This window comes from Pandoraea nosoerga, from assembly GCF_902459585.1.
Classification (GTDB): Bacteria; Pseudomonadota; Gammaproteobacteria; order Burkholderiales; family Burkholderiaceae; genus Pandoraea; species Pandoraea nosoerga.
Genome location: NZ_CABPSC010000008.1, coordinates 34145 through 49513, shown reverse-complemented (window position 1 = coordinate 49513; position 15369 = coordinate 34145). Strand labels below are relative to the sequence as shown.

Here is a 15369-nt window from a genome sequence, read left to right as displayed (position 1 = left end):
TGCGCACCGCTCGCGCTGCGCATGTCCCGAAAACAAAAGGCCTGCGCACGTCCGCAGGCCTTTTGTTTTCGGGACGCGCGGCGCGCCGACACGCCGCTCGTCTCGTCTCATCTCATCGCGTCGGTCATTTCGCGGCCGCGATCACGGCGATCTCCACGAGCAGATCGGGCGCGGCCAGGCGCGACTCGACGGTCGCGCGCGTCGGCGTGTTGCCCGGGCTCGTCCAGGCGTCCCACACGGCGTTCATGCCGGCGAAGTCGGACTCGATGTCCTTGAGCCACACCTGCGCCGACAGCAGGCGCGACTTGTCGATGCCGGCGTCCTTCAGATAGCCGTCGATCTTCGCCAGCACCTGCTGCGTCTGACCCGTGATGTCCTGGCTGCGATCGTCCGCGGTCTGGCCGCCGATGTAGACCGTCCCGTTGTGAACCACGACCCGGCTCATGCGTGCGTTGGTGTGATGGCGTTGAATATCGCTCATTGACTACGTCTCCAAAAAGTTCTCTACGTCAAACAAAAAAGGAAGCAGACCGGGATGCCCCGGAGATTGCGCCTACTTGGGAAAGCCCGCCCGCTCGCTCTGAAACGCCGGCGTCTCGACCGCATTCGCCAGCTCGCCGAGCGTGACCGGCTTGATCGGCGGCCGAATCCGGTAGTAGCCGACTTCGGGCACCGCACACCCTTGCGCCTGGGCCAGCAGTTCGGCGACCGTCTGGCCGCACAAGCGCCCCTGGCACGGCCCCATGCCGCAGCGCGAAAAACTCTTCGTCTGGTTCGGGCCCACACAGCCGAGCGCCGCCATCTTGCGCACGTCGCCGGCCGTGACCTCCTCGCAGCGGCAGACGATGGTGCTGTCGTCGGCCGGCGCCCGAAACGCCTCGGCCGGCCGATAGAGCGCATCGAGGAACGGACGGATCGCCGTGTGCGCGCGGAGCTCGCGGCGCAAGGTGAGCGCGCGCGAGTCGCGTTGGGTTGCGTCGAGCTTGCCCAGACGCGTCGCCGCCTGCAGCGCGGCAAGCCGCCCCGACGGCTCGGCCGCGAGCGCACCTGCGATGCCGGCCCCGTCTCCCGCGACGAAAATGCCCGGCAGGTTCGTCTCGCCCCATGCGTCAGTGCGCGCGCGCCAGCACAGCTGCGCCTCGTCCCAGACATGCTCGCAGCCGATCGAGCGCGTGACCTGCGTGTTCGGAATCACGCCCTGATGCAACAGCACCATCTCGGTGTCGATGCGCGAGGTGCGGCCGTCCACGACATACTCCACGGCCTCGGCGCGCGTCTGTCCGACCACCCGCAATGCTCGCACCTGCTTCACGTGCTCCACGCCGGCCGCACGAATCGCGCGAAGCAGCCTGAAGCCCTTCATGAGATAAGACGGTGCGCGCAGCGCGCCGCCGACATGGCGCAACGCCTCGCGTCGCCCGCTCGCTTCGGCCGTGTCGAGAATCGCGCGAACCGGCACCCCGGCGTTGATCAGCTGCCATGCGAACAGATAGAGCAACGGCCCGCATCCGGCCAGCACCGCCGGCGCCTGGGGCACGAGCGCGGAAGCCTTGAGCAGCGTCTGCGCCGCGCCCACGCCCATCACCCCAGGCAGCGTCCAGCCCGGAATCGGGAATGGGCGCTCCTGCGCGCCGGTCGCGAGCACGATGGCGCCCGCTTCGATCTGCAGCGTGCCGCCGCCCGGGCTCTGCCGCGTCACGCACACGCGCCGGTCGGCGCCGATCTGCCAGGCGAGCGTTTGCGGCCAGTAAGCGATGTCCTGCGCGCAGAACGCATCGACGAGCGTGCGGCCGCGCAGGTAGTCCGCCCCGAGCACGCCGGGGTCGGCCAGCGGCGAGCGGCTCACGCTGCGATAGATCTGTCCGCCGGGCAGCGCGTTCTCGTCGATGACGAGCGGCGCGAGCCCATGACGCTTCGCTTCGAGCGCCGCGGCCAGTCCGGCCGGGCCGGCGCCCACAATCAACAGGTCGACGCGCTTTGCACTCATGCCACACTCCTCGCGCCGTCCATGCGGCGCAGCTGCATGCCTTCGCGCACAGGCGTCATGCAGCCCTGGCGGTTCGGCACACCGTCGATTTCCACCAGACAGTCGAAGCACACGCCCATCATGCAGAACGGCGCGCGCTCGCTGCCCGTCACGGGAGTGGTGCGGCAGGCCGTCACGCCGGCGAACAGCAGCGCGGCGGCCACATTCATGTCGCGCGGCACATCGACCGGCGCGCCCTCGATAAACACGCGCACGGTCGCACCATCCTGGCGCGCCAGCGACTTAAGCAGCGAAACGTTTGGCATAGAACTGATCCAGAAGCGCGGGTCGCGCAGCGCCGAGAATCCACGGCGCGATGGTTTCACAATGTGCGGCGGCAAGCGTCACGCCGCTGTGGCAGGTCGCAAGGAAGGCGCCGGGGCAGGCTTCGGACGCCTCGTAGATGGGCAACCCGTCGGCCGTCATCACGCGCAGTGCCCCCCACGCGCGCACGACGCGCACGTTCCTGAGCAGCGGGAACGGGGCAATGCCGCGCCGCGCGATGTCGGCCAGCACGTCGGGCGTGACGCCGTCGTTGAAGCCCACGTCCTCGGCCGAGTCGCCCAGCATGACCGAACCCTCGACGGTCTGGCGCACGTAGATGGTGGGGTAGGCGAGAAACGGCCTGACGCGCTCGGTCACGAGGATCTGACCGCGCAGTGGCTTGACCGGCGCGCTGAGTCCGACCATCGGCGCGAGCTCGCGGTTGCCCAGGCCGGCGGCCAGCACCACGCGTCCGGCGTCGATCGTCGCGTCGCCCATCTTCACGCGAAACGCGCCGCCCACGGGCCGGATATCGGTCACGCGCACGTTGGGCGCATATTCACCGCCCGCCTTCTCGAAGGCGTCGAACAGCGCGCGCAGCGTGTACAGCGGGCTTACGTGACCGTCGTTGGGCGAATAGATGGCGCCCGCCACGTCGGGCCCGATGGCCGGCAGACGTTCGGCAAGCGCGTCGTGATCGAGCACCTCGTAGCGCAGCGCCGGCTCGGCTGCCTGCAACTGGCGCATGCTCTCGACCTTGACGGCAAGCTCTTCGGGCGTTTGCGCGATGTTAAAGCCGCCCGGACGCTGAAAGCCGACCGACACGCCGGTCTTCGCGAACAGCTCGTCGGCAAAGCCCTGCCAGGTGTTGGCCGAATGCAGCGACCAGCGCGCGTAGTTGGTGCAGGTCGAGCCTTTGCCCTGCACCCAGACCAGCCCGAAATTGCCGCGTGCGGCCCGCAGCGAATTGTCCTCGCCGTCGCACACGAGCACGCGTTGCCCGCGCTTGGCGAGCCCGTAGGCAATCGCCATGCCGACGAGGCCGCCGCCGATGACGGCGATATCGTATGTCTTTTGCATGTTTCAGTGATTTCCAACCAGAACCTTGTTGAGCCCGTAGATGCGATCGAGCACCAGCATGACCGCCAGCGTGAGCCCGATGAGCAGTGTCGAGATCGCCGCGACGCTCGGGTCGACCGTCTCGCTCATGTTCATGTAGATGCGCACCGGCAGCGTGATCGTGGTGGGCGAGGTCACGAAGATGGTGGCGGTGAGTTCGTCGAAGCTGTTGATGAACGCCAGCACCCAGCCGCCAGCCACGCCCGGCACGATCGCCGGGAGCGTGACGCGCCGGAAGGTTGTCCAGCGGCCTGCGCCCAGCGAGCGCGCCGCGCGCTCGGCCTCGTCGGCCTGGCCCGCCAGCGCGGCCATGATGAGCCGCAGCGCATACGGGAAAATCAGCAGCGCGTGGCATGCGACCAGGCTCACGAACGAGCCGCCCATGTCGAGCAGCGTGAACAGGCGCAGAAATGCAATGCCGAGCACCACCGGCGGAATCATCAGCGGCGAGAGCAGAAACGAATTGATGGCGTCGCGCCCCGGGAAGCGATAGCGCGCGAGCCCCATCGCCGTGGGCACCGCCAGCGCCGTGGACACCGTAGCCGAGCTCACGCCGAGCCACAGGCTCGTGCGCAACGCCGACTGGAAGTCCTCGTCGCTCATGAGCGACGTGAACCAGCGCAACGAGAAGTGCCGCGTCGGAATCGAGAGGAAATTGTCCGGCGTGAACGCGACCAGGCACACCACCACCAGCGGCGCGAGGATGAAAACGAGGAACAACGCGTGGAACGCGAGTGCGGCCGCACCGTTGCGATCATGCTGAGTCATATGCGCTCCTTCTCCCCTGGTTCAGCCGAGACGGCGCGTGAAGCGCTTCTCGAGAGCGCGGTTGTAGCCGCTGATGATGGCCACGTTCACGACGAGCAGCACGATCGCGATGGCCGCGCCGAGCGGCCAGTTCAGGGTGCCGAGGAATTCGTCGTAGGCGGTGGTGGCCACGACCTTCAGACGCCGTCCGCCAATGAGCGCCGGTGTCGCGAAGGCGCTCGCCGTGAGGGCGAACACGATGAGACTGCCCGACAGGATGCCCGGCGTGATCTGGGGCAGCACGACGCGCCACATCACCGTGGCGCGGCCCGCGCCCAGCGAGCGAGCGGCGTTGGCCACGGCCGGATCGAGCCGCGTGAGCGAGGTCCACACCGAGAGCACCATGAGCGGCACGAGCACGTGCACGAGCGCCACCGTGACCGCCCCCATCGTGAACAGCATCTGCAGCGGATGATCGATCAGTCCCAGCCGGGCGAGCACGGTGTTGACGAGCCCCTCGCGGCCGAGCAGGATCGACCAGCCCAGCGTGCGCACGACGACCGAGATCAGCAGCGGGCCGAGCACCAGCACCAGGCACAGCGAGCGCCACGGATCGCGCATGCGAAACAGGAAGTACGCCTCGGGCACGCCGACGAGCACGCACAGCAGCGTAACGCCCGCCGAGAGCAGCAGCGTGCGCAGAAAGATTTCGTAGAAGTAGCTGTCGGTCAGAATGTCGACGTAATGCTGCAGCGAGATCGTGGGCAGCACGCCGCCGAGGTTCGCGTCGAAGCCATGCAGGCTCAGCACGAACGTGAGCACGAGCGGCACGGCCAGCAGCACGATGAAGTAGAGCGTCGCCGGCACGACCAGCGCCCATCCGGCCCGACGATGCCGGGCCGCTTCAGGCGACATCGCGCGCACGGCCTTCATGTCCGGCATGGCGGCCGCTTCGGTAGCGCCCGGCGAGCCCGGTCTCGATGTTGCGGCGTTCATGCGCCCTCCTGCACGAGACGCAGCGCATCGTCGGCCCAGTCGAGGCCTACCGCGTCGCCATCGTTGGCGGCCGCCGCGCCGTCGTTTGCGACGAGCACGCGCAGCTCGCCCAGCGCCGTGCTCACGGTGAAAACCCAATGATTGCCGTGGAAACTGCGCTGGCCGACGCGTCCGGCCACGCGCCCTGCCGTGGCGGACGTCAGGCGAATGCGCTCGGGCCGCAGGCTGAAGGTGGCCGTGCCCGCACGACTCGCATGCGAGGGCAGGCGCGCGCCGGGCGAGACGGCGAGCCGGTGCCCGTGCGCGTCGAGCACGGCGACGTCGCCGCGCACGTCAAGCCGGCCCGTGATGAGATTGGTCTGACCGATGAAGTGCGCGGCGAACGTGGCGCGCGGATCTTCGTACACGTCGTGCGGCGTATCGATGCGCACCACGCGCCCCATGTTGAGCAGCACCACGCGGTCGCTGATCGCGAGCGCCTCGGCCTGATCGTGCGTGACCATGATGGTGGTGGTGCCGACCTTGCGTTGAATGGCGCGCAGTTCGTCCTGCATCTGCTCGCGCAGTTTCGCGTCGAGATTCGACAGCGGCTCGTCGAGCAGCAGCACGGGCGGCGCGATCACCAGCGCACGGGCGAGCGCCACACGCTGGCGCTGGCCGCCCGAGAGCTCGCGCGGGTAGCGCTGCGCGTGCTGGCCGAGATGCACCAGCTCGAGCGCTTCGCGCACACGCCGCTGTTTGGCCGCGGCGTCCACGCGGCGCATGTCCAGACCGAACGCCACGTTCTGTGCAACGCTCATGTGCGGGAACAGCGCGTAGCTCTGGAAGACGATGCCGAGCCCGCGCTTTTCCGGAGGCACCGGCGTGAGATCGCGGCCTTCGAGCAGAATGCGCCCGACGCTCGGCGCGACGAAACCGGCAATCATCTGCAACGTCGTGGTCTTGCCGCAGCCCGACGGGCCGAGCAGCGAGATGAACTCGCCCTGTGCGATCGACAGATCGACGCCTTCCACGGCCACGGTCTCACCGAAACGCTTGCCGAGTTGTTCGAGACGCAAATATGGGGTGCTCATGACGTTTGTCATCTCCTGCGCGCGGTTCGGTCAATCAACGTTCGATCTGGCGGTTCCAACGCTGCGTCCAGTCGGCGCGCTTGGCGTTGACCACGTCCCAGTCGACGCGCACGAGCTTGTCGATCTGCGCCGCCGACGGCACGCGCGAGGCCACCGCCATCGACAGTTGCGTCTTGCGGTTGGACGGCGCCACGCCCTGACTTTCGGCGAGTACGGCCTGCGTCTGCGGCGAGAGGATCGTCTGCACGAACTTCTGGGCAAGCGCGTCGTTGGCCGACTTGTTGACTACGCACATGCCCATGCCGAGCGCCACGGCGCCCTCCTTCGGATAGACGAACTCGACCGGAATGCCCTGCTGGCGCAGCGCCTGCACGCGGCCGTTGCCCCACACGGCGAGCGCGACTTCGTCGGCCTGGAACAGTTCGGCGATCTTGCCCGGCGACGGATCGAACGACAGCACGTTCGGTGCGATCTTCTCCATCTCTCGAAAGCCGGGGTCGATGTTGGCGTCGCTGCCGCCGTTGAGCTTCGACTCGACGAGCAGCGCGTGCAGGCCGTAGGTGTTCTTGATGCTCGGCATCACGAGCTTGCCCTTGTACTTCGGATCGGACAGCTCCTTCCACGAACTCGGCGCCGGCCACCCCTTCGCCTGGAACAGGCGCGTGTTGTAGGCGATGCCCGTCGCGATCAGGCCGGCTGCCACGGCGCTGTCGTTCTTGAACTTCGCGATGTCGTACAGATCGTGATAGACCGGCGCGTCGGCGAGCTTGCCGCAGAAGCCCATCTGGATCGCCTGGTACATCGGACCGTCGTCGAGGAAGACCACGTCCATGCCGGCCTTGCCCTTTTGCGCCTGGAGCTTCGCGAGCGTCGTCGTCGAGTCGCCCGGCACGATCACGACCTTGGTGCCCGGATTGGCCCGTTCGAAGCCGGGAATCACGTCCTTCTTGAGCATCTGTTCGAACGAACCGCCGTAAGCGCCCACATACAGCGTGGTGTCGGCCTGGGCGGCGGTCGCGCCGAACACGAGCCCGGCGCAGGCGGTAACGAGGGCGGCGCGGCCCACCTTGCGAAGCATTTGGGGAACGACAGTCTTCATCGGAAAGCTCCTTGCGTGTTGCGGTGTTATGTGATGTTATGGCCCGGCATTACGAGAAAAACTCAAACATTTGCGTTGTTTTCGTAGGGTCATTTTCGACACACTCACGGTCAAATCACATTTTTTTACCCACCCATACAAAAATGTTATGGAGTGGAATGGCGAGGCTTCGATGAAAATCCGGCAACTGGAGGCATTTCGGGCGCTGATCCTGCGCCAGACGGTCACGCGGGCCGCCGAGATGCTGCACGTTTCGCAACCGGCGGTCACGCGCCTGATCAACGACCTGGAAGCCGACATAGGGTTTGCCCTATTCGACCGGATCAACGGGCGGCTGAATCCGACGCCCGAGGCACTCGTGCTGTTCGAGGAGGTGGAGCGCTCGTTCGCGGGGATCGACCGGATCGCGCAGACGGCCGAGCAGATCAAGTCGCTGCGGCGCGGTTCGCTGCATATCGCCGGGGCGCCGGCGCTGGCGCTGGAGTTTCTGCCCACCACGCTCACCGGCTTCATGCGCGAGCACCCAGGCGTGCGCACCACGCTGCTCGTCCACGCGTCGAGCAACGTGGTCGACATGGTCGTGGGCCGGCGGTGCGACGTCGGCTTCATCGCGCACCCGCTCACGCACGCGGGGGTGAACATCGAGACGCTGCATCGCGCGCCGATGCGCTGCATCCTGCCGCACGGCCATCGTCTCGCCGATCGCGACGTGATTTACCCCGAGGACCTGCGCGACGAGTCGTTCGTGTCGTATCCGAAGGAGTTCGACGGGCGGATGTACATCGACAGCATCTTCGCCGAGCGCCGGATCGATCGCGTGATGAGCGCGGAGTCGCAACTGTCGGCGGCCATCTGCGTGCTGGTCGAGCACGGCGCGGGGGTGTCGATCATCGACCAGGTGACGGCGAAGTACGCGGCCGGACGCGTCGTCGTCAAGCCGTTCGAGCCGACCATCCTGTCGGGCTTTTCGCTGGTCACGTCGAACCAGCATCCGCCCTCGCAGCTGGCCAAGGCCTTCGTCGAGTACACCAAGCAGCGCATGCTGGCGCTCTTCCCGGGGTAAACGTTAGTTCCTCCCAGCAATAGAGAAGGTGGCAAACGCTCCTAATTGTGCGTTTTTGCGCGGCACTACCATGACTTCACCGCGACTGTGTTTGCGGGCGATATCACGATTCTCAGGAGACATGGCAATGCTTCACGACCTTCCCGCGCGCGCCGACACGGTGCACTGGGGCTACTTCAATGCGGCGCAAAAACCGGTGCTGACCGTCAAGAGCGGCGATTTCGTTCGCGCCGAGGCGCTCACCCATCACGCCGGCGACGCGCCCGATCTCATGATGGACGCCGCCGTGCGCGCCGTCTATGACACGATTCCCCACGAGGACCGCAACCCCGGCGTGCACATCATGACGGGGCCCATCTACGTGGAAGGCGCGAAGCCGGGCGACATGCTCGAAGTCCGCTACCTTCAGATGATCCCGCGCTTTCGCTACGGCGCGAACGTCGCCGCTCACTGGGGCCAGCTCTACGACGACTTCCAGAAAGAGCGCGTGACGATCTACGAGCTCGACGATCGATCGAACACCGCGCACGCCCTGTTCGCCTTCGACTATCCGGGCAAGCTGACCACGCCGGGCAAGGTGGTCGATCACCGCGAATGCTGCAAGCAACCCGCGCTCGCCGGCGTGCGGGTGCCCGTGCGTCCGCACCTGGGCACCGCGGGCGTGGCGCCCGATGCGACCGGACGCGTGAGCACCGTCGAGCCGGGGCTGCATGGCGGCAACATCGACAACTGGCGCATCGGCGCGGGCGCGACGATGTACTACAAGGTCCAGGTCGACGGCGGCCTCTTTTCCATCGGCGACCCGCACATCTCGCAAGGGGACGGCGAAATCAGCGGCACGGCCATCGAGGCGTCGCTCAACGTGCTGTTCCAGATCGTGCTGCGCAAGGACTTCACGTTCCCGTCGCCGTTGCTGGAGACGCCGGACTGCTGGATCGTCCACGGCTTCCATCAGGATTTGGACGAGGCAGGCAAGAATGCCGCACGCGACATGATCGAACTGCTCACCGAGCAGCAGGGGCTCTCGCGCGACGATGCCTACTCGCTCATGAGCGTGGCGGCCGACTTCGGAGTGACGCAGGTCGTCGACGGCACGCAAGGGGTGCACTGCACAATGCCGCGCAGCCTGTTCCCGCCCAGAGCGTCAGACTCGTCGGACTCGTCGCAACCGACGGACTCGTCGGACCTGTCCGGCTCCGGCCGGAGCTCGGGCGCCTGACCCGGCACCGGCACGCGCCTGCATGGCAGGCGCTGCGTGCACCGAACGCCGGGCGCCCGCCGCCCGCACCACCCACTGGAGGTTTCGCATGCAATACGTCTACGTCGGGCGCACGGAGATCGTCGCCCTCATCGTCGGGCTGGTCACCGGCACGCTGTACTCGTGGCTCAACCTGCCCATTCCCGCGCCGAACGTGCTGGGGGGCATCTTCGCCATCATCTTCACGTATGCCGGCTATCTGATCGTGAACGTCTGGCGCCGCTCGGTGACGTTCGGCCGTCCGCCGGAACAAGGTTCGCTGCGCACGCGCGCGTCGTGAGGAGGCCATCATGGTAGAAATCACGTTGGGCGCCACCGAGCTGCAGGCCGCCGCCGTCGGGCTGGTGACGGGCGTCCTGTACACCAGCGTGCGCGCGCCGATTCCCGCGCCGAACGTGCTGGGCGGCATCTTTGCCATCGTTGGCACGTTCATTGGCTTCGTATTCGTGGCGGCGGTACGAGGCCAGTTGCACATCGGCTAGCGCACCCGCACTATGGACAACGTTCCCGGCGCGGCCCCGGGCTTCTCCACCCCACGCCGCGACCGGGGACGTTCGTCATCATCGAGGGAGACCCGCTTTGGACCGCGCGCATTTTTCCACCGAATCGTATGCTCACGATCAGCGCGGACCTGCCTGGCAGGCGCGGTTGCTCGACGCGCGTCTGCATTTCCGCTCGCCTTCGTCGCGCGAGCCCTTGCACGGCACCTTGCTCACGCACCGCACGCCCGGCGGCATCGAACTCTCGGTCATCGCGGCGACCCCGCAGATCGTGTCGGCCAAAGCCGGCGGCGAGCGCGGCTTTCTGGTGGTGATGTGGCTCGACGGCGAGGCGGAGCTCTCGTGCAACGGCAACAGCGAGCCGCTCGCTGCCGGCGACATTGCGTGCGTTCCCGGCAGCCAGAGCGCCGACTTCGTCGCAAAGACGCCGTTTCGCCTGATCTGCGTGCATGTGCGCCACGCGCTCATCGCCCCGCGCCTGGGCGGCACGCCGCCCGTGCATACGGGCAAGCTGCCCCCGAGCGTGGCGCCGCTTTTCGGCGGATTGCTCGGCGCTCTGGCCAGTCAGCTCGAAACCTTGCAGGCGTGCGGCCCGCAGGCGCTCGAGCCGGTCGAGAACGTGATCCTCGAATGTCTGGCCTCGGCGCTCGCGGCGGCCAAACCGCGGGCTGCTTCGGGGCTGTCGGCGTCGCGCGCCGTGGTGTTTGCGCGCATCTGTCACCGCATTCAGGCGCGTCTGGCCGAGCCTGACCTGTCGCTGTGCGCCATCGCGAAGGACGAGCACGTCTCGGATCGCTACCTGCGCAAGCTGTTCGAGGCCTCGGGGCAGAGCTTCTCGTCGTATCTGCGCCACAGCCGTCTGGAGCGCTGCTACGCGGATCTGCACAACCCCGCCTACGATCAGTTGCCGGTCTCGGACATTTGCTATCGATGGGGCTTCAACGACCCCTCGTACTTCAGCCAGGCGTTTCGCGAACGCTTCGGCATGTCGCCCAAGGCGAGCCGCGATCAGGCGCAGCGCGCTCGCGCACTGCCCGAGCGCTCGCGCATCTCGCGCGGACATCCCGACGTGCCCGCCAGTCTTGCACAACGCGCGTTGACGGCGGCAGGCCACGGGCATCGCGCGGCACACGCGGGCGCCGCAGCGCACGCGGCACGCGCGCATGGCAAGGCTCCCCACGACGCGGGACAGCACCACTATCTGCGCGCGACATGCGACACGGTGCATTGGGGGTATCTGAGCCATGATCTCGCGCCCGCGCTGACGGTAAGCTCCGGCGACACGGTCACCATCGAGACGCTCACGCAGCACGCCACCGATGATTGGGAGCGCATGGTCGAGGGCGATCCGGGCGCGCAGAGCGTATTCCACTGGACGGCCACGCAGAAAAACGTCGACCGACGCGGCGCCGGGCCGATGGATGCGTCGGTCTACGGGCGCGGTGCGGGCGAGGGCTTCGGCGTGCACATCTGCACCGGCCCCATCGCCGTCGAGGACGCCATGCCGGGCGACGTGCTGGAAGTGCGCATCCTCGATCTCTGGCCGCGGCCCAGCGCCAATCCCGCCCATGCGGGCAAGGCGTTCGGCAGTCATGCATCGACATGGTGGGGCTTTCATTACCAGGACATGCTCACGTTGCCGCGCGAGCGCGAAGTTGTCACCGTCTTCGAAATCGACTGTCACGGTGGCGGCGATGAAGAGCACGGCGGCCAGGCCGGCGCGGGTGGCGCGGGCGCTCATGGGGGCGCCCATGGCGGCAGTAGGAGCGGCGACGGCGTCGCGCGGGCGCTGTACAGCTTCCGCTGGACGCCGCAAAAGGATCCGTTCGGCGTGGTGCATCCGACTATCGACTACCCCGGCGTGCCGGTCGACCACGCGCGCATCACGAAGAACCATCGCACGCTCCGGCACGTGGAGATTCCACTGCGTCCGCATTTCGGCGTGCTTGCCGTGGCCCCGGCGCAGGACGGCCTCATCGATTCGATCCCGCCGTCGAGCTATGCGGGCAATCTCGATAACTGGCGGGTGACGCGCGGGGCAAGTGTATTTCTCAAGGTTGCGGTGCCGGGCGCATTGCTCTCGATCGGCGACCCGCATGCCTCGCAGGGCGACGCCGAGCTCGGCGGCACGGCAATCGAATGCTCGCTCACGGGCAACATCCAGTTGATCCTGCACAAGAAGGCGACGATCGCGCTCGACGCCCCGCACGCCGATCTGACCTACCCGCTGGTGGAAACGCCGACGGAATGGATCATTCACGGCTTCAGCTCGCCCAACCATCTGGCCGAACTCGGGCAGAAGGCGCAAAGCCAGATCTACATGAAGTCAGCGCTCGACAGCGCCCTGCGCGATGCCTTCCTCAAGGCTCGGCGCTTTCTCATGCAGGTGAAGCGGCTCACCGAAGACGAAGCCACGGCCATCCTGTCGGTGGCCGTCGATTTCGGCGTGACGCAGGTGGTCAACGGCAACTGGGGCGTCCACGCCATCATCCGCAAGGGAATGTTCAGGGATTGATCGGGCCGGGCAGGCCCGCGAAAATGCGCAAAATCGGCAAATCGCCAGCCGATACATTGGCGGCCAAGGAGCGCAAATGAAACCCGAGACCCGTATTCGTTATGCCGAGCGCATGGCCCCCGTTCTGCGCTGGCTGGCCGATCATCCCGATGCCGCCCCGGACCTCTGTCATCTGGCGGACCTGGCCTGCCTGTCGCCGTATCACTTTCATCGCGTCTATCGCGCGCTGATGGGCGAAACGGTGAACGCTTCGGTGCAGCGCATTCGGATGCATCGCGCGGCGGTCGCGCTTGCGGAGTCGGACGCTTCGATGCGTGTTGTGGCCTCGCGTGCCGGCTATGAATCGGACGCGGCGTTCAACCGGGCTTTCGGGGCGTTTTTCGGCATGCCGCCGGGACGCTACCGCAACACCCGCTCCGCACCTTTCGATCCTCAGGAGCCCGCCATGTATCCCATCGCCGTCGAATCATTCCCGTCCACCACCCTTGCCGTGATCGAGCACACCGGCAGCTATCAGGAAATCGGCCCCGTCTTCGCGCGCGTGTTCATGCTCGCGGCCGCCCACGGCCTCGCTCGGCCCGACGTCGCAGGCTTCGGCGTCTACTTCGACGACCCGGAGCAGGTCCCCACCGACAAATTGCGTTCGCTCGCCGGCGTGCCCGTCGCCGCCGACGCGAATCTCGGCGGGGGCCTCGAGCGCTTCGACATCCCGGCCGGGCGCTGCGCCGTGCTGACCTACACCGGCCCCTACAACGAGATGAGCCAACCGTATCAATGGCTCTTTTCGGAGTGGCTGCCCGCGAGCGGTCTCGAGCCCGCCGACTTCCCGATGTTCGAGCAGTACCTCAACGATCCTCGCTCGACGCCGCCGGCGCAGCTGCGCACCCGGATCTGCCTGCCGGTGAAGTGAGCGCGAGCAGGGCCTGTGCCTGCGCGCGCAGGTCTTGCGCCATGGGATGGAAGGTAAACGGTATCGCGTGCGCGAGACCGCCCAGCATCTTGCGCGAGCTGCGCGAATACGCCGGGTCGTAGTGCTTCGTGATGAGCGCTTCGAACAGCGCGCGGCGCTCGCCGCGCTCGAGCAGCGTGAGCCACTGCTCCACCACCGCGCGGCCATGCAGCGGCACGAGCTTGCGCAACTGCCCGCGAAAAGCGTCGGGATTCGCGAACAGATGCGCGTAGTCCTGCATCAGCAGATCGATACGTTCGGGCTGTGGCGCGCTCACCTCCACACAGCGCGTGCTGCGCATCGCCGTCATCAGCGATTCGGGCAGCGTAATGCGTCCGATGCGTCGGCTCTCGGCTTCGACGAACACCGCACGCGCCGGGTCGAAGCTGCGCAGCACGCCGATGAATGCCGTGTCGAACGACTTCTGCGATGGCTGCCGCGCGTCGGGCATCGCCCCGAGCAGCGAGCCCCGGTGCACCGCGAGCGCTTCGAGATCGAGCGTCTGCGCCCCCGCGTCGGCCAGGGCATGGAGCAGACGCGTCTTGCCGCTGCCCGTGTGCCCCGCGAGCACGATGAGCTCGAGTGCGGCGGGCAAGGTGTCGAGCTGCGTTACCACGTCGCGCCGGTAAGCCTTGTAGCCGCCTTCGAGCTGGCGCGCGCGCCAGCCGATCATGTTCATCCACACCGTCATGGACTCGGAACGCTTGCCGCCGCGCCAGCAATACACGAGCGGACGCCAGTTGCGGGGACGATCGGCGAAGGTGGTCTCCAGATGCGCCGCGATAGTGCGCGCGACCATGGCCGCTCCCACGCGCGTGGCCTCGAACGGCGACACCTGCGCGTACAGGGTGCCCACGATGACACGTTCTTCATTGCTGAGCACCGGCGCGTTGATCGCGCCGGGCATATGGTCCTCCTCGAATTCGAGGGGCGTGCGCACGTCGACGATCTCGTCGAATTCCCCGGCACGCGAGAGCGGTACGCGTAGCGAATTCATCGTGCCTCCGCCGCGAGCGGTGCGCAGTGCGCGCCATACGGCGTGCGCGACGTCGCCTGAGGCGCCATGGCGGCCCCGCGCACGCTGGCCCGGACTTTCGCGGCCCGGTCGATAATGCGTGTCGCCGCCTCGGCGTCGCCCTCGCCGCCCAGCGCCAGCGCGTAGTCGTCGAGCAGTTCGGCATAGACGTAGGGCGCCTTGCTCTCGGCTCCCGCGCGCTCGAGCGAGCCGACGGCACGGCCGAAGTACGTAGCCGAGCGCGCGTACTGGCGCTGCGCCAGCGACAGGCGCGCCAGTTCGATCAGCGCGGGATAGCGATAGCGTCCCGTCAGGATGTCGAGGTCGTAGGCAAGACTCAGTTCGCGCTCGGCTTCGGCATAGTAGCAGCCCACGCCGAGCGCTCGGCCGTAGTGCAAGTGCATGGCCGCGCGCTGTGCGGCCGGCCAGGCCGACTGGTCCGCCACGAGCACTGCCTGCCCGAAGGCGCGTCGCGCCGCGTCCCAGTCGCCGCGCACCTCGGCCGCGCCGCCTTGCGCGGCGTAATCGGGGCCCGGCGGCCCGGGCGGCGGCGTACTACAGCCGGCCGCCGTCAATACGGCGCCCAGCGCACAAGCGGCACTCAAACACGTCAGGGATCGGATCATCGGGAGGAACATCGCTACCAGCTATTTCGTGGCGCGGGACGCCTCCGCCCGCGCTCGCCCGACAGGATACACTTGGCGCGCCCCGGCGCGGCGCCATGCGATGCGGCGTGCCTTGCGAG

General features: G+C 67.4%; 16 protein-coding genes. 6 read left to right on the top strand and 10 right to left on the bottom strand.

What is annotated here, in order from left to right; translation table 11 throughout:
* Positions 1–124 precede the first annotated feature (124 nt).
* The 8 genes from PNO31109_RS11685 to PNO31109_RS11650 form a co-directional block, all read right to left on the bottom strand.
* Positions 125–481 carry a RidA family protein gene (locus PNO31109_RS11685; protein ID WP_141571936.1) on the bottom strand — a complete coding sequence of 119 codons (357 nt, stop codon included), beginning with the start codon at positions 479–481 and terminating at the stop codon, positions 125–127.
* A 72-nt stretch (positions 482–553) separates the two neighbouring features.
* Positions 554–1987, bottom strand: a complete 1434-nt coding sequence (locus tag PNO31109_RS11680) for an FAD/NAD(P)-dependent oxidoreductase (protein ID WP_150555695.1) — start codon at positions 1985–1987, stop codon at positions 554–556.
* Entirely contained in the window at positions 1984–2292 is a 309-nt protein-coding gene (locus tag PNO31109_RS11675) for a (2Fe-2S)-binding protein (RefSeq protein WP_150555694.1), read from the bottom strand. Before PNO31109_RS11675 ends, PNO31109_RS11680 begins: the two co-directional genes overlap by 4 nt.
* Positions 2270–3370, bottom strand: a complete 1101-nt coding sequence (locus tag PNO31109_RS11670; protein WP_150555693.1) for an NAD(P)/FAD-dependent oxidoreductase — start codon at positions 3368–3370, stop codon at positions 2270–2272. The genes PNO31109_RS11675 and PNO31109_RS11670 overlap by 23 nt, the downstream gene beginning before the upstream one ends.
* Positions 3371–3373: 3 nt before the next feature.
* Positions 3374–4177: an ABC transporter permease gene (locus PNO31109_RS11665; protein ID WP_150555692.1), complete on the bottom strand. Its 804-nt coding sequence runs from the start codon at positions 4175–4177 to the stop codon at positions 3374–3376.
* 21 nt (positions 4178–4198) lie between these two features.
* Positions 4199–5098: an ABC transporter permease gene (locus PNO31109_RS11660; RefSeq protein ID WP_206111351.1), complete on the bottom strand. Its 900-nt coding sequence runs from the start codon at positions 5096–5098 to the stop codon at positions 4199–4201.
* 50 nt (positions 5099–5148) lie between these two features.
* The gene (locus PNO31109_RS11655) at positions 5149–6225 is read right to left on the bottom strand and encodes an ABC transporter ATP-binding protein (RefSeq protein WP_150555691.1); all 1077 of its coding nucleotides are present in this window, start codon (positions 6223–6225) and stop codon (positions 5149–5151) included.
* Positions 6226–6259: 34 nt separating this feature from the next.
* Positions 6260–7324 (bottom strand): ABC transporter substrate-binding protein, encoded by a 1065-nt coding sequence (locus PNO31109_RS11650; protein ID WP_150555690.1) that lies wholly within the window; start codon positions 7322–7324, stop codon positions 6260–6262.
* Between the two features lie 172 nt (positions 7325–7496).
* On the opposite strand from PNO31109_RS11650, the gene PNO31109_RS11645 reads away from it, so the two are divergent.
* The 6 genes from PNO31109_RS11645 to PNO31109_RS11620 all read left to right on the top strand — a co-directional run bounded on the left by PNO31109_RS11645 (position 7497) and on the right by PNO31109_RS11620 (position 13570).
* A complete protein-coding gene (locus PNO31109_RS11645; protein ID WP_241014103.1) occupies positions 7497–8387 on the top strand; it encodes a LysR substrate-binding domain-containing protein in 891 nt (296 codons plus the stop codon).
* 127 nt (positions 8388–8514) lie between these two features.
* On the top strand, positions 8515–9606 hold the full coding sequence (locus tag PNO31109_RS11640; RefSeq protein ID WP_150555688.1) for an acetamidase/formamidase family protein: 1092 nt from the start codon (positions 8515–8517) through the stop codon (positions 9604–9606).
* 88 nt (positions 9607–9694) lie between these two features.
* A complete protein-coding gene (locus tag PNO31109_RS11635) occupies positions 9695–9925 on the top strand; it encodes a XapX domain-containing protein (protein ID WP_150555687.1) in 231 nt (76 codons plus the stop codon).
* Between the two features lie 10 nt (positions 9926–9935).
* Positions 9936–10127 (top strand): XapX domain-containing protein, encoded by a 192-nt coding sequence (locus PNO31109_RS11630; RefSeq protein WP_150555686.1) that lies wholly within the window; start codon positions 9936–9938, stop codon positions 10125–10127.
* A gap of 97 nt (positions 10128–10224) precedes the next feature.
* Positions 10225–12660 (top strand): acetamidase/formamidase family protein, encoded by a 2436-nt coding sequence (locus tag PNO31109_RS11625; RefSeq protein WP_150555685.1) that lies wholly within the window; start codon positions 10225–10227, stop codon positions 12658–12660.
* Positions 12661–12736: 76 nt separating this feature from the next.
* A complete protein-coding gene (locus PNO31109_RS11620) occupies positions 12737–13570 on the top strand; it encodes an AraC family transcriptional regulator (protein ID WP_150555684.1) in 834 nt (277 codons plus the stop codon).
* On the opposite strand, the gene mnmH is transcribed toward PNO31109_RS11620, so the two are convergent.
* Together mnmH and PNO31109_RS11610 are read right to left on the bottom strand one after the other, a co-directional pair.
* Entirely contained in the window at positions 13506–14606 is a 1101-nt protein-coding gene (gene mnmH, locus PNO31109_RS11615; RefSeq protein WP_150555683.1) for a tRNA 2-selenouridine(34) synthase MnmH, read from the bottom strand. The genes PNO31109_RS11620 and mnmH overlap by 65 nt on opposite strands.
* Entirely contained in the window at positions 14603–15229 is a 627-nt protein-coding gene (locus PNO31109_RS11610) for a hypothetical protein (protein WP_150555682.1), read from the bottom strand. The genes mnmH and PNO31109_RS11610 overlap by 4 nt, the downstream gene beginning before the upstream one ends.
* Positions 15230–15369 lie beyond the last annotated feature (140 nt).

Excerpts from the sequence above, each read along its gene's own strand:
- mnmH (WP_150555683.1), bottom strand. The coding sequence starts at position 14,606 with ATGAATTCGCTACGCGTACCGCTCTCGCGTGCCGGGGAATTCGACGAG.
- PNO31109_RS11670 (WP_150555693.1), bottom strand. The coding sequence starts at position 3,370 with ATGCAAAAGACATACGATATCGCCGTCATCGGCGGCGGCCTCGTCGGC.
- PNO31109_RS11650 (WP_150555690.1), bottom strand. The coding sequence starts at position 7,324 with ATGAAGACTGTCGTTCCCCAAATGCTTCGCAAGGTGGGCCGCGCCGCC.
- PNO31109_RS11630 (WP_150555686.1), top strand. The coding sequence starts at position 9,936 with ATGGTAGAAATCACGTTGGGCGCCACCGAGCTGCAGGCCGCCGCCGTC.
- PNO31109_RS11635 (WP_150555687.1), top strand. The coding sequence starts at position 9,695 with ATGCAATACGTCTACGTCGGGCGCACGGAGATCGTCGCCCTCATCGTC.
- PNO31109_RS11660 (WP_206111351.1), bottom strand. The coding sequence starts at position 5,098 with ATGCCGGACATGAAGGCCGTGCGCGCGATGTCGCCTGAAGCGGCCCGG.
- PNO31109_RS11680 (WP_150555695.1), bottom strand. The coding sequence starts at position 1,987 with ATGAGTGCAAAGCGCGTCGACCTGTTGATTGTGGGCGCCGGCCCGGCC.
- PNO31109_RS11645 (WP_241014103.1), top strand. The coding sequence starts at position 7,497 with ATGAAAATCCGGCAACTGGAGGCATTTCGGGCGCTGATCCTGCGCCAG.
- PNO31109_RS11640 (WP_150555688.1), top strand. The coding sequence starts at position 8,515 with ATGCTTCACGACCTTCCCGCGCGCGCCGACACGGTGCACTGGGGCTAC.
- PNO31109_RS11655 (WP_150555691.1), bottom strand. The coding sequence starts at position 6,225 with ATGAGCACCCCATATTTGCGTCTCGAACAACTCGGCAAGCGTTTCGGT.
- PNO31109_RS11665 (WP_150555692.1), bottom strand. The coding sequence starts at position 4,177 with ATGACTCAGCATGATCGCAACGGTGCGGCCGCACTCGCGTTCCACGCG.
- PNO31109_RS11685 (WP_141571936.1), bottom strand. The coding sequence starts at position 481 with ATGAGCGATATTCAACGCCATCACACCAACGCACGCATGAGCCGGGTC.
- PNO31109_RS11620 (WP_150555684.1), top strand. The coding sequence starts at position 12,737 with ATGAAACCCGAGACCCGTATTCGTTATGCCGAGCGCATGGCCCCCGTT.
- PNO31109_RS11675 (WP_150555694.1), bottom strand. The coding sequence starts at position 2,292 with ATGCCAAACGTTTCGCTGCTTAAGTCGCTGGCGCGCCAGGATGGTGCG.